Annotated in this window: 12 protein-coding genes; 2 read left to right on the top strand and 10 right to left on the bottom strand. The window is 41.1% G+C overall.

The features are described from left to right. Both mutL and mutS read right to left on the bottom strand, forming a co-directional pair. The gene (gene mutL, locus V514_RS0103485; RefSeq protein WP_029498336.1) at window positions 1-1,905 is read right to left on the bottom strand and encodes a DNA mismatch repair endonuclease MutL; all 1,905 of its coding nucleotides are present in this window, start codon (window positions 1,903-1,905) and stop codon (window positions 1-3) included. A gap of 21 nt (window positions 1,906-1,926) precedes the next feature. After that, window positions 1,927-4,593, bottom strand: coding sequence for a DNA mismatch repair protein MutS (mutS, locus tag V514_RS0103480; RefSeq protein WP_029498335.1), 2,667 nt, complete (start codon window positions 4,591-4,593; stop codon window positions 1,927-1,929). Between the two features lie 109 nt (window positions 4,594-4,702). On the opposite strand from mutS, the gene V514_RS0103475 reads away from it, so the two are divergent. Then, complete coding sequence (locus tag V514_RS0103475; RefSeq protein WP_029498334.1) at window positions 4,703-5,065, top strand: DUF423 domain-containing protein; 363 nt, start codon at window positions 4,703-4,705, stop codon at window positions 5,063-5,065. A 52-nt stretch (window positions 5,066-5,117) separates the two neighbouring features. Here the strand turns inward: V514_RS0103475 and V514_RS0103470 are convergent, their stop codons facing one another. The 6 genes from V514_RS0103470 to V514_RS0103445 form a co-directional block, all read right to left on the bottom strand. After that, on the bottom strand, window positions 5,118-5,879 hold the full coding sequence (locus tag V514_RS0103470; protein ID WP_029498333.1) for an alpha/beta fold hydrolase: 762 nt from the start codon (window positions 5,877-5,879) through the stop codon (window positions 5,118-5,120). A 143-nt stretch (window positions 5,880-6,022) separates the two neighbouring features. Beyond that, complete coding sequence (locus tag V514_RS0103465) at window positions 6,023-6,262, bottom strand: hypothetical protein (protein WP_029498332.1); 240 nt, start codon at window positions 6,260-6,262, stop codon at window positions 6,023-6,025. 19 nt (window positions 6,263-6,281) lie between these two features. Beyond that, complete coding sequence (locus tag V514_RS0103460) at window positions 6,282-6,632, bottom strand: RicAFT regulatory complex protein RicA family protein (RefSeq protein WP_029498331.1); 351 nt, start codon at window positions 6,630-6,632, stop codon at window positions 6,282-6,284. Next, entirely contained in the window at window positions 6,632-8,152 is a 1,521-nt protein-coding gene (gene miaB / locus V514_RS0103455) for a tRNA (N6-isopentenyl adenosine(37)-C2)-methylthiotransferase MiaB (RefSeq protein ID WP_029498329.1), read from the bottom strand. The genes V514_RS0103460 and miaB overlap by 1 nt, the downstream gene beginning before the upstream one ends. A 64-nt stretch (window positions 8,153-8,216) precedes the next feature. Beyond that, complete coding sequence (locus tag V514_RS0103450) at window positions 8,217-9,569, bottom strand: AMP-binding protein (RefSeq protein ID WP_029498328.1); 1,353 nt, start codon at window positions 9,567-9,569, stop codon at window positions 8,217-8,219. A gap of 130 nt (window positions 9,570-9,699) precedes the next feature. Next, on the bottom strand, window positions 9,700-10,641 hold the full coding sequence (locus tag V514_RS0103445) for a TDT family transporter (protein ID WP_029498327.1): 942 nt from the start codon (window positions 10,639-10,641) through the stop codon (window positions 9,700-9,702). A gap of 111 nt (window positions 10,642-10,752) precedes the next feature. On the opposite strand from V514_RS0103445, the gene V514_RS0103440 reads away from it, so the two are divergent. After that, window positions 10,753-11,556: a LysR family transcriptional regulator gene (locus tag V514_RS0103440; RefSeq protein WP_029498326.1), complete on the top strand. Its 804-nt coding sequence runs from the start codon at window positions 10,753-10,755 to the stop codon at window positions 11,554-11,556. A gap of 47 nt (window positions 11,557-11,603) precedes the next feature. Here the strand turns inward: V514_RS0103440 and V514_RS0103435 are convergent, their stop codons facing one another. Both V514_RS0103435 and V514_RS0103430 read right to left on the bottom strand, forming a co-directional pair. Next, window positions 11,604-12,470, bottom strand: coding sequence for a 2-oxoacid:ferredoxin oxidoreductase subunit beta (locus V514_RS0103435; RefSeq protein ID WP_029498325.1), 867 nt, complete (start codon window positions 12,468-12,470; stop codon window positions 11,604-11,606). Continuing rightward, window positions 12,457-14,217: a 2-oxoacid:acceptor oxidoreductase subunit alpha gene (locus tag V514_RS0103430; protein ID WP_029498324.1), complete on the bottom strand. Its 1,761-nt coding sequence runs from the start codon at window positions 14,215-14,217 to the stop codon at window positions 12,457-12,459. Before V514_RS0103430 ends, V514_RS0103435 begins: the two co-directional genes overlap by 14 nt. Window positions 14,218-14,328: the final 111 nt, after the last annotated feature.

The raw sequence follows: 14,328 nt of genomic DNA, 5'->3' as shown, positions 1-14,328 counted from the left end.
TTACATAACACGTTTGAACATTTTTTCAATTTCATACGTTCTAAAATGCACGACAACCGGGCGACCATGTGGACACGTAAATGGATTGACGCATTTTTTCAAATCGACAAGCAAGCGTTCCATTTGTCGTTTGTCTAAATAGTGATTTGCTTTAATCGATTTTTTACAGCTCATCATAATCGCTGCCGCTTCGCGAAGCTTTTTAATATCCGTCTTGCGCACGGTCAATACTTGTTCGATCAGCTCCTCAATAATTTCCTGCTCCATCCCTTTTGGGAACCACGTAGGATGTTCGCGCACAATAAAGGAATGTTGACCAAACTCTTCTAAAAAAACGCCCACTTCATTTAATTCGGCCATATGCTCGATTAACTGCAACGACTCATCTGCTGAATAATGGAATGTCAACGGCAATAATAGCGCCTGGCGTTCGCCGGCATTTACTTCGCCAACCCTATCCTTGAAAAATTCATATTTAATACGTTCCTGCGCAGCATGTTGGTCGATTAAATAAAAGCCATCTTCACTTTGCGCGATAATATAGGTCCCATGAATTTGCCCGATAATTTCAACCATTGGAAACGGCTCTTTTACCGTTTGTAATTCGGTCGTTACTTCAGGTTGCGACATCTCTCCATCGCTTACCTCTTGTAGTTGTTCAACCGGTGCGTGATGATTTTCACGTTCTCTTATCTGTTCCCATGTTTCCGGTTCACTAAAACCTTTCTCATCTAGTTCATTCAATTCGTAACGTGGTTGTTGTGGTGCTTCTAAAATCGTTTGCGGTTCGATCGTTTTTGGGCGCGGTTTATCACCAAATTGCTCAACAGCCGTTTGTTGGTAATCCAGCCCTTGCCAAAAATTAATTTGTGCCGTCTGCGCTGGTTGTTTTTTTGGTTTCTTCATAATTTCAGGCGCCTGCATCGATACGCGTACCGCCTTATGAAGCGATTCTTCAATAATCTTCATTAAATCGCCTTCTTTACTTAGGCGAATTTGTTGCTTTGATGGATGAACATTGACATCTGTTAAAAACGGATCGCCTTCAATATGAAGTACGGCAATTGGAAAGCGTCCAATTGGTAAGTACGTATGATACGCTTCAATTATCGCCTTTTGAACAGTGTAATGTCGTACCCAACGACCATTCACAAAAATCGACATATAATTTTTAGACGCGCGCGTAATTTCAGGAATTGTCGCATAACCGGTCACTTTATAATCGGCGGTCTCACCTTCAAAGTGCACCATTTTTTTTGCATTCGCGACGCCATAAATTGCTGCGAGCACTTGGCGCAAATCACCGCGGCCATTCGTTTTTAATAACTCATGGTCATGATGAACAAGCTTAAATGCGATTTGCGGATAACAGAGCGCTAAACGGTTCATTAAATCAATCGTATGACCTAATTCTGTTTGAATCGTCTTCATATATTTTAAGCGGGCAGGTGTATTGTAAAACAATTGCGCAACGGTAATGTCGGTCCCTTTACGTAGTGGACCCGGACGTTTACTAACGACGTGTCCACCTTCTAATGTCACTTCGACACCATGCTCACCATTTGACGTTGAGAGCGTCAACTTTGAAACGGAAGCAATCGATGCAAGCGCCTCACCGCGGAAGCCGAGTGTGCGAATGCGGAACAAATCATGTTCGTTATTGATTTTGCTCGTCGCATGACGTTGAAACGAAATGAGCGCATCATCCTCGTCCATGCCGCTGCCATTATCAATCACTTGAATCGACATCAAGCCCGCTTCTTCTAACAATACTTCAATCGCCGTACTCCCTGCATCAATGGCATTTTCGACTAATTCTTTAACGACAGACGTTGGGCGTTCGACTACTTCACCTGCCGCAATTTTATTCGATAGAAATTCATCCATAATATGAATTTTACCCATATCGAATGCACTTCCTTTTCGTTATTTTTTCAGCAATTGCTGTTGTAATTTATAGACTAACTGCAGCGCATCCATCGGTGTTGTACCCGAAACATTTAATGCGCGCAGTTCTGTTAGCACAGACTGCTCCTCTTCTGTTTGCTCTTCAAATAATGATAGTTGGGCAGCTGGCTCGGCGACCGCTGTTGCTGTTTGTGGTACTTCGACAATGCGTTCTACTGGTACTTCAACAATTTTTTCAACCGGTACCTCAATACGTTTTTCAACGATTTTTTCAACAGGCACTTCAACGCGCTTCTCAACAATTTTGACCGCACCGTCATGTTGCGTTTCAAATTGTTCTAGTAGCACGTGCGCACGCTCAATAATTTCTGGTGGTAAATCGGCTAACTGCGCAACGTGAATACCGTATGATTTATCAGCAGGTCCCTCTTTTACTTTGTGCAAGAATACAACGCGGCCATCTTGTTCGGTCGCTGATACATGCACATTACGCAAATGCGACAATTGCTCTTCTAGCGCTGTCAGTTCATGATAATGCGTTGAAAACAACGTATTAGCCCCAATATGGTCATGAATATATTCCATCATCGCTTGCGCTAAACTCATACCATCATACGTTGATGTACCGCGGCCAATTTCATCAAATAATAATAAACTGCGCGACGTGGCATTCATAATCGCATGTTGTGATTCAAGCATTTCCACCATAAACGTCGATTGTCCGCCAGCTAAATCATCGGCAGCACCAATACGCGTGAAAATTTGATCGGTAATCGGTAACACCGCTTCATCTGCTGGCACATAGCAGCCCATTTGCGCCATGACCGTAATCAATGCGACTTGACGCATATACGTCGATTTACCAGACATATTCGGTCCTGTAATCAGCATCATATTTTCATTCGCATCCAGTACACAATCATTTGGAACATACGTTGATTTATTCAACATTTTTTCAACAACCGGGTGACGGCCATTCACAATTTTTAACGCGCGGTCAGCATGGAACGTAGGTCTGACGAAACGATATTTTTCCGACACCGTTGCAAACGCTGCATAAACATCTAACGCACTAATTTGTGCCGCAATTTTTTGCAGACGTCCAATGTATGGTTTCATCGTCTCACGAATTTCTGTAAACAGCTTGTACTCTAGTGTCGAACCTTCTTCTTCAGCATTTAAAATAAGCGCTTCTTTTTCTTTCAGTTCCTCAGAAATGTAACGCTCTGAATTCGTCAGCGTTTGTTTGCGTTCGTAACGTGTTAAATCCGCTAAATGGATATTCGATTTTGTAATTTCAATATAATAGCCAAATACACGATTATAACCAATTTTTAAGTTTTTAATGCCGGTACGCTCACGCTCTTTTTTCTCTAGTTGCGCAATCCAATCTTTGCCGTTGCGCGAGGCATCGCGTAATTCATCAAGACGTGCGTTGTAGCCTTCGCGAATGACGTCGCCTTCTTTAATTGAAATCGGTGGATTGTCGGTAATTGCGGTTGCGAGAAACTGCTCAATATCTTCACATAAATCAAGCGCTTGTCCTAGTGCCACTAAATTGTCGCGACCTGATTCTACTAGTTGCTGTTGAATCGCTGGCAATTGGCGCAATGAATCACGCAGCTGTGCTAAATCGCGACCACCAACACTGCCAAATGACACGCGGCCTACTAAGCGCTCTAAGTCATACACATTTGTAAATAACTCCTGCAGCTCCATGCGTAAAAAGTACTCTTCAAGTAGCGCCGTAACCACGCCTAAGCGCTTATCAATCGCCTGTTGATTCGCTAGAGGCTGATGGAGCCACTGTTTTAATTTACGGCCACCCATTGCTGTCACCGTATCATCTAACAGCCATAATAACGTTCCTTTTTGGTCGCCACCACGTAAAGAATGAATAAGTTCCAAATTACGTTTGGAATGCGTATCAATATTTAAATATTGTTCGACTTCTTGGTAGCTAAACGGCTGAATATGCGCAAGTGAACGCATTTGTGTACGCTCAATATAGCGTAGCAATGTACAAATTGTCGCATGTAATTCTTCGGGTGATTCTGCGGTATAATGCGCACTATTTGCTGCATCCATCGCTTGCTGTTCAATTGATAATACAATCGAATAAACATCGGCAAGCTCTTTTAATTCATCAAAAAATGCATCCGATACAACGAGCTCACGAATGCCCAGTGATTGTAATTGTTGCATTAAATCATCATTTGCTCCGTCGACATACGTTGCCGTTGCTTCCCCTGTTGAAATGTCTAAATAACAAAAGCTATAGCGCGCTCCTAGCTTTTCAGCCGAGGCGATAAATAAATTCGTCTTGCCATCGAGCCCTTTACCGTCCATTAATGTCCCCGGTGTCACGACCTGTACAACTTCGCGGCGCACGACACCTTTTGCTTGACGCGGGTCTTCGGTTTGCTCACAAATCGCGACTTTATAGCCTTTTTGTACGAGCGCTTCAATATAGCCTTGCGCCGAATGATGCGGCACGCCACACATCGGAATACGCTCCGGAGCACCCGCATCTTTACCGGTCAATGTAATTTCAAGTAATTGCGACGCTTTTGTCGCATCATCAAAAAAGAGCTCATAAAAATCGCCTAAACGGAAAAAGACGAAAGCATCTTTATAGTCTTTTTTAATGTCAATATATTGTTGCATCATAGGTGTATATGCCATAATCAGTTAAAACCTCACTTCTACGTTCATTGTTCTTTTATTATATCAAAATTAGCCTTTGAAAAAAGTAATACGTGTTATGATGGAGCTTGGAAAGGGAGTGGGAAATATGCTTGTAACCGGCTCAATTATAGCGATGTTAGCCGTTGTTGTTGGCGCATTTGGCGCGCACGCACTCAAGGCTCGCTTTGAAGGGACAAACTACGGCGAAACGTGGGAAACTGCTGTTAAATATCAAATGTATCATGCACTTGGACTAATCGTTATCGGTATTTTACAACTTGATTCGTTATTCGGTGCTCAAACCATTTTTTCAACAGCTAGTCTATTCATGCTTATTGGTATTCTTTTATTTTCAGGTAGCTTATACGTTTTAGCTCTTACAGGTATTAAAAAGCTTGGGGCCATTACACCGCTTGGTGGCCTCTGCTTTATCGCCGCTTGGATTTGCGTTGCAATCGGCGTAGCATAACGAAAAAGAGGCAGGGAACATTCCCTGGCCTCTTTTTCATTACGGTAAAAGCTTATTCAGCTTCTACATCCGTATCTGCGTATTGCTCTTCGAAATCCGCAATTAAGTTGACAAAGCCTCTAGGTTCTTCTAACATCCCTAAATGACCTGTGTTTGTTAACATCATTTCCACGTATAAGTTGTCTGTTTCAACAGGTTCTACGATTGTATCTTCTCTACCTTCAATTACAAGGATTGGTGTTTCCGTTGCATCTAGTAGTTGTTGTTGATTTGGACGTTGTTTCATCGCTTCAAGTGCCGCTACTAAACCTTCTTTTGTTGCGCCGTTTGCGATTGCTTTTGCAAACTCAACATCTGTAGGTTTTGCATCTTTTTTGAAAAATTTTGTAATTGTGTAATCAACATAGTGCTCAACACCTTGTTTTGTGATGATGGCTTGTTGGTCATTGCGTTTTGATTTTGTAAGCTCGCTGTCGGCAGCTGGTGAAGAATAAGCTAATACCGCTTTTGTAATCGGCATTAATTGTTTTTCAAGTGCTGCAAGTGTAATATAGCCACCTAATGAATGACCAACCCATGTTGCTTCCTCGATACCTTCTTCTTTTAACACATTTACGATTTCTTGTGCGTAATCGTATACTGTGTACGCTTCTTTTTCCATTACGCTTTCGCCATGTCCTGGTAGATCTACAGCAATCACATCAAAACTTTGTGAAAGTGGTCCAATCACGCGGTCAAAAATGGCTGTGCTTCCTAAAAATCCGTGGATTAGAACAAGCGGTGCACCTGTTCCTTGTCGTGTATAATGTAACATAGCATAGCTCCCTTCAAACTTCCTATATGCTTTTGTATTCCCTACTTTAATTTCTACGAAAACTAACTCGGGTAAATTTGTATTCTAAATTGCATAACGCAACCATACTATAATATAACAAAATTCATCGTCTAATAGGGAGTTCAAGCATGATTTCTTCTAATTTTCTTCAAAAATACAGGCTTTAGCACGTCGTATCTTTCATGAAAACTACATATTCTTGAAATTACCATATAAATTTGGTTAATTTTTGCATACAAAAAGAGGCTGGGACAAAACAGTTCCTGTTCCTTTTTTAGCGTTCGCAACAAAAAACCGGAACCGCGCCACAGCGTGATTCCGGTTTTTCTTATGCTCATCTGAGATGGTGTTTTCACACGCATGCCCCAGCCTCCTGAAAAATTATCGTTCTAAGTTTTTTGCCATCGTCGTTGCTACAAGCTGTAACAACTCATTGACATCTTGTTGGACACCTTTAAATTGCTCAACGATTGGCATATTGTCGATTTCTTGCTGCAACGCATCAATTTTTGCCTCAACTTCATGTTGCGCGGCATATTTACCATAATGCTGTAAATTGACGGCTTGCTTTTGCAATAATTTAATGTCAGCAATTTTTTGCTGCACTTTTTTATTATGATTTAACTGCGCTTCAGCACGTTTAAAAAATGCCACTTCTTCGGTTTTTTCAACCTGAGCTGCAATTTGCTGTGCTTTACGCTTAATGTCCTCGTTCGAAAAACGTTCAGGCATTAAACCTCCACCTTTTCAACAACCTCAACAAATTCACCATTTAATGAATACATTTTGGCATCCGTAACACGTACACGAACGCGCTTGCCAATCATTTCTCGTGGTGCGCGGAAGTTGACTAATTTATTGCGACGCGTATAGCCTGCTAATACTTCTTTATTACGTTTACTTTCCCCGTCCACTAACACTTCAACAATTTGACCAACATATGGTTTCAACGCTTTTTCACTATATTCCCCTACAACAGCATTTAAACGTTGCAGACGCTCTTTTTTAACATCCATCGGTACGTTGTCTACCATTTTCGCTGCCGGTGTGCCTTCGCGTGGTGAATAAATATATGTGAACGCCATTTCAAAACCGACTTCACGATACAATGACAACGTTTCTTCAAATTGTTCTTCTGTTTCATTCGGGAAGCCAACAATAATATCCGTCGTTAGCGCGACATCTGGAATCGCCTTCTTAATTTTAGCAACTAATTCTAAATAACGCTCGCGTGTATACTTACGGGCCATAATTTTTAACATACTCGTTGAACCAGATTGCACCGGTAAGTGGATATGTTCGACTAAATTGCCTTTTTTCGCTAGTACATCGATTAAATAATCATCAAAATCACGTGGGTGACTTGTCGTAAAGCGAATGCGTGGCACGTCAATTTTACGCAAATCATCCATTAAATGCCCTAAGCCATAGTCAAGGCCTTCTAAATCCTTGCCGTACGCATTAACATTTTGACCAAGCAACGTAATTTCTTGATAACCTTGTGCAGCAAGCTCACGTACTTCTTGAATAATATCTTGTGGCAAGCGACTGCGCTCTTTCCCACGCGTATACGGTACGATACAGTATGTGCAAAACTTATCGCAGCCATACATAATATTCACCCAAGCTTTCGTACCACCGTTGCGCACTTTTGGCATATTTTCGATGACGTCGCCCTCTTTTGACCATACATCGATCACCATCTCTTTTGACATATATGCTTCATTTAAAATTTCTGGTAACTTATGAATATTATGCGTTCCAAAAATAATATCTACTTGATCATACGTTTTTAAAATTTTATTAACGACCGCTTCTTCTTGCGACATACAACCACAAACGCCTAATAATAAATCAGGATTTTTCGTTTTTAATGGCTTTAAATGCCCTAGTTCACCAAATACACGGTTTTCCGCATTTTCACGAATGGCACATGTATTCAGTAAAATAACATTCGCTTCATTCACATCCTCCGTTGCTTCGTATCCGAGGCTTTCAAAAATCCCTGCCATCACTTCCGTATCGTGGACATTCATTTGACAACCAAATGTCTGAATCATAAATTTACGACCGACACCCATGTTTTCAAACTGTGGATTAATTGAAAACTGCTCGTATGCGACATCCTCTTTCCCGCGTTTTTTCGCTTCTTTTAACGACGGTGCCTGGAAATAGGCGCTATAATCTTTTGTCGGTTGTAATGGTGTAAACGGCTTCGCCTGCTCGTTCATTTTACGTTGTTCTTCGTTCATCGTTTCGTTCCCCCTCAGAATCATCCTTTCTATTATACGGAATTCAGCGAGGATTGGAAACGATTTACGTTAAGTACGCGTGCTTCATTGCGTTATAATCCAATTTCCCCGTATGCAAATGCGGCAGTTCATCAACGCTTGTGACGGTCACATAATTTTCATGTAATTTATAGAGCTGACATAAAAATTTTTGAACGCGCGCCGCATCTCCTTGCTCAATAACCGCCACTAGCTGCCGGTCATTGCCGACACACGCGACCGTTAAACCAAACTTTTTCGCAATCGTTTTTTCAACGTCATGTAAATTAATGCGCAGTCCTTTAATTTTAATAAAGCTTTTCATGCGCCCAACTAATGTCGCATACCCTTCATCATCAATCGTCGCTAAATCACCGGTCGGTAAACAGCCATGATACGCATCACCGAGCGCTAAATCGTTAGCACTTGTTGCATACCCCATCATGACATTGTCACCATAATAGTAGAGCTCCCCCGATTCAGCCAATTCAAAGCGTCCGCCTGGCACTGCAATACCAATCGTCCCTAATTTATCGGCCAAGCGCTCATATGGCACGTAAGCGATGCGCGGCGCCGCTTCTGTTTGACCGTACATGACATAAAATTTACGTTTTGTCGCCATGGCATATTGATTAAATTTATCGACTAAATACACATCTAAGTGTCCACCCGCTTGCGTAAGCGTTTTTAATGACGACAAGTCCATATCCAAAAATCCTATACGATTGAGCAACTGATATGTAAATGGCACGCCGGCAATAGATGTTCCTTGAAATTCATTTAAAAAATACCAAAAAGATGGTAATTTGACGCTTTTCGATGTTAATAATAACGTCGCCCCTACTTGCAAGTGACTATTCACAATCGAAATACCATAAGAATATGACAACGGCAAATTAATAACCGGGCGTTCATGTTCATCAAGCTCTAAGTAACTCACAATCGACTCTGTATTCGCTTGAATATTTTGATACGACAAACGTACATATTTCGGGCTTCCTGTCGTGCCAGATGTGCTAAGCATTAATGCTAAATCTGCATGAACATCGTATGTTGGTTGCTGGCGCTTTTTAAAAAATTGCTCTGTAATTTCGTCATAATCACCATGCGTTGTAGCACCTAATAAAAAAGCCGGCGCATAATGGTGCACGATATTGTCAAGCACCGCAACGTCTAGGTCATCATTCAGCAACATCACCGCATGCCCCGCTTGCAACGCCGCAACATAATGGACAATCGTTTTATAATCATTGCGGCAAACGATGCCGACAACGACTTTTTTTGGCGTTGTCAGCATTTGTACAAGCTGCATGGCATCATCGACTAATTGCTCGTATGTATACGATGCTGTAGCCTTTTGTACAGCAATTTTTTCCGATGGCTGTATATTAAAAAACATCCCCATTCCCCCTCATATCAATCCCTTTTCATTTAGTGTAATAGAAATTTTTTGATTTTTCTATTAATAACGTATTCAAGCCAAACAAAAACAGGAAACGCTATGCGCCTCCTGTTTCGTTGTAATGCATTTAGTCATTGACAGAAATGCCTACAGCTACGGTCATTTCTTTCCATAAGAACAAGCTATAGCGCACCGTCACATAGAGCACCATCACGGTCGCAAATAGCGTTTCAATGGTGATAAGCGCCGTCGCAAAATCACTCGCATAGCCAAGATATTGTAGTGTATTTGTCAAAGCCGTCGCGCAAATAACAAGTGGGAATGTAAACGCGGCGTAACTTGGATAAAAGGGCAAGCGCAGTAATTTTGGCAGTTGCGTTAAGACGAGCACGTATAATAGCTGTGCTAATAGGACAAGCGTTACGACAAGCGTTACGGATTTCGTTTCAAAATGAGCGAGATAACCAACCAATGTTAACGATAGTGGTGCACATAAAATCGTAATCAACGGCAATGTTGGTACTTCTAAGTTGCGCATAATAAAGACGCGTACTAACACGATTGGTACGAGAATTACAACAAAGGCTATACAACTATAAAATACGGCATCCATTAACGCTGGCGCACGCGTACCCGCTGTTAGCGGCATAACGCCCATGCCGATATACATAATGAACCAACTTGGGTAAATATGTGACAGCGTCAGCGCAGTGCGCAATACGAAGCGATACGTAAAATATAGCATCAACGCAAAATGCAACACGACTGCAAACCACCAAATATTTTCCCAGACGACGAACGTCTCCATATATAAACTACTCAAAATCATCAGTGCCATTGTGAACGTTGGCGATACGGCAGCAATTAATGGATTTTTCATTTCTTGTAAAATGGCATCTGGCGCTAAAATAATTTTTAATAATAATGCCGTTAAAAAAATGGCGCCCATAAAAATAAGTGCATTAGCAACCCACGTCACATCAAACAATAAGAATAATTTTGCGAGCGAAAATAACGCTAAAATAACACCGCTAATCGGAATTGGAATACAACGAACGAATTGTTTCATTTTTTATCACGCCTCCTTGATAGCCTTAGTATACTAAGAAACTTACTATTTTAAAAATACATAATTAGAATTATAATTATTGAAAAAACAAATAATTAGGATGTGACGCAATTGTTTGATGAACTCAAAGTTTTTATTAAAGTATACGAACAGCGCAATTTTACAAAAGCTGCTGAATTACTCTTTATTTCGCAACCAACCTTGTCGACAAAAATAAAACAGTTAGAGCGACAATTAGCGACGACTTTTTTTATTCGTAAAGGTCCCAAAAGTCTCGTACCGACCGACGCAGCGCACACATTTTATCAATATGCGTTGCGCACGCTCGATGAGTATGAACATACGCTAGCGCAAATGCATGGCACAAAACGCATACGTTGTCATATCGGCTGCTCAAACACGATTGCCGTACACTACTTTCCGAAAATTTTTCCGCAGCTCGTAGCTAAATTTCCTCATATTGATTTTATGTTATCGCTTGCTAACTCAGCGAAAGTCACTGAGGGCGTAGCGCAGCATCAACTCGATATTGGCTTAATTGAAAAGCCGCTCGATACGCACCCATTACAAAAAATTAATTTATGCAATGATGAACTCGTGCTTGCAGGTGATTTAGCAAGTCCTTATTGGCTAATGCGTGAAAAACAATCCGGCGTTCATTTTTTTAATGAACTTTATATTAGCGAGCAAAATATTCATGCCCATCTAATCGACACGAACAGCAATGAAATTATTACGGCTCTATTGCAGCAAGGCTTTGGCAAAACGATTTTATCGCATGTAAGCTTGCCGCAAGGGATTCCATTCAAACGACTGTCAACGCGCTATCATCGTCAACTATTTTTAATTAACCGCGCAGATCAAGATGATATAAATGATGTGACCGCAGAAATCTCTACTTTATTCCAGCAATAAAAAAAGGAGCTACATCGTTATGATGCGGCTCCTTTTTTATGTTAAAACTACATGAATTCTTTCATTAATTCATCTAGTTTTTCTTCACCTAATTCAAGGTTTTCATACGTTAATGCGGTTTCTGAATAACCTTGTAATTTTTCTTGGTAAGATGGTGTTTCTGTATCTTGATAAATGATACCCGTTACAAGGCCTTCATGTTTCATCACTGTTTGCATTGCTTGCTCACGGTTTGATGCGTCATAGCCTTCGATATCACTTAATTTTGTTAAATGTTCTTTGAACCAATCGTATGTGTTCACTTTATTGTATGTCACACAAGGTGAGAAGACGTTGATAAATGAGAAGCCTTTATGTTTCATGCCTTCTTCAATCATCGCTGTTAATTCTTTTAAGTCCGTTGAGAACCCTTGCGCTACAAATGTTGCACCTGATGATAACGCAACTTCAAGTGGTTTTAATGACGGCTCAATCGCGCCACCTGGTGTTGATTTCGTAATGAAACCAGCAGCAGAGCGTGGAGATGTTTGCCCTTTCGTTAAACCGTAAATTTGGTTATCCATCACGACGTATGTCACATCGATGTTACGACGGATTGAGTGTACAGTATGACCCATACCGATTGCAAAACCATCTCCGTCACCGCCTGTAGCAATAACGTTTAAATCGCGGTTCGCAAGCTTTAAGCCTTGTGCGATTGGTAACGCACGACCGTGAATACCATGTAACCCGTATGCGTTAATATAACCTGATAAACGACCTGAACAACCAATACCTGATACTACTGCTAATTCATGTGGTTCAATTTCCAAGTTTGCTGCGGCGCGTTGGATTGAGGCTTGTACAGAGAAGTCACCGCATCCGGGGCACCAGTTCGGTTTAATTGTGTTACGAAAATCTTTAAATGTTACCATCTGTTAGCAACTCCTTTACACGACCTAACAATTCGTTTGGTAAAAATGGTGTACCATCGTATTTTGTTAAGTTGATAATTTTATCATGATGACCGACGTTTAACTTCATAATGCTCGCAAGTTGACCTGTTGCATTGTTTTCAACGACAATCACTTTTTTCGCGTGATTCATTAGTGGTAATAATTCCTTCGCTGGGAAGGGGTGAATCAAACGAATATGTGCATGATTTGCTTTGATGCCTTGTTCATCTAATACAGGGCGAATTTCTTCAATCGCACCGCGCGTAGAACCGAAACCAACGATTAATACATCCGCTTCGTCATGTGGTGCATCCGTATAAACAGGCGTTTCGAAATCAACATAATCTAATTTACGGAAACGTTTATCCATTTGCGCTTGACGGTTTGCTGGCGCTTCAGACGGTGTACCAATTTCCGAGTGTTCAACACCCGTTACGTGGTGAATACCATATTTTTGCCCTGGCACAACGCGTGTTGATACGCCGTCTTCTGTTACTTCATAGCGTTTGAAGTACGCTTTCTCTTCAAGCTCTGGTAAGTCACCAAGCTCTAATTTACCGCGTTTAATCGCCACTTTACGATAATCAAATGGTTCAACGGTTTGTTTACCAAGTGATAATTGTAAATCCGATAGTACGATGACAGGCAATTGTAATTGATCGGCAATGTTAAATGCTTGAATCATATCGTAGAACGCTTCTTCACCTGTTGATGGTGCGATAATTACTTTTGGAATTTCACCATGTGTACCGTAAAGCATCGCAAATAAATCCGATTGTTCTTGTTTTGTTGGAAGACCTGTTGATGGGCCACCGCGTTGCGTATCCACGACAACAAGCGGTGTTTCCGTCATACCAGACAGACCTAAACCTTCCATCATTAACGATAAACCAGGACCTGCTGATGCGGTAAAGGCACGTGCACCACCATAAGAAGCACCGATTGCCATTGTAACAGCAGCAATTTCATCTTCTGTTTGAACAACAAGACCGCCAACTGTAGGCAATTTTTTCGTTAAATATTCCATGATTTCAGAAGCTGGTGTAATTGGATATGCACTCATAACGCGAGAACCTGCTGTTAATGCACCTAATGCCATTGCTTCATTCCCAATCATGAATAAACGATGTTTGCCATCGCCTTGTTCCAGTTCAAATTGGCCTTCTTCGTTACCTGCTTCAACTAATAAATCATGCATAAGTTGATGCCCTTGCGCGATAGCTTCCATATTTTTCGCTACGACTTCTTCACCTTTACGGCCAAAGATTTCGTCAACAACACTTTGGAATACTTCATCTTCTAAATTCATTAATGCCGCTGTAGCACCAATCGCTACCATGTTTTTCATTAATGTTGTCCCTAGCTCTTTTGCAGTCGCTGTGAACGGCACAATATACATTGTCGCCTCACAATCCTCCGGTTTTACTGGCTTAAATTTTGCATCCGCTAAAATAACACCATCTGCATGTAGCTCTTTATAGTTTACATCGATTGTTTCTTGGTCAAATGCAACAAGAATATCGTTATCATCTGGAATTGTATGCACCGTTGTAGTACGTACGTTAATTTTATTATTCGTATGGCCACCTTTAATACGAGAAGAGAAATGACGGTAGCCGTATAGGTGGTAGCCTAGACGGTTCATCGCTGTTGAGAAAATCTCACCAGTTGATTCGATCCCTTCACCTTGCTGCCCACCGACTTTCCATGAAAGTTGATGTAACATGTTTAAACATCTCCTTAAAACGGGGTATTTTTATATATTTTATCCTCCATAAGTTTATCACGAAGAAACCGCAGAAACTATTGGAAATCCATGAAAAGAGAGAATTTCAGA

It is taken from the genome of Kurthia huakuii LAM0618 (assembly GCF_000505545.1).
Taxonomy (GTDB): domain Bacteria; phylum Bacillota; class Bacilli; order Bacillales_A; family Planococcaceae; genus Kurthia; species Kurthia huakuii.
This window is presented reverse-complemented; position numbering and strand designations above follow the sequence as displayed.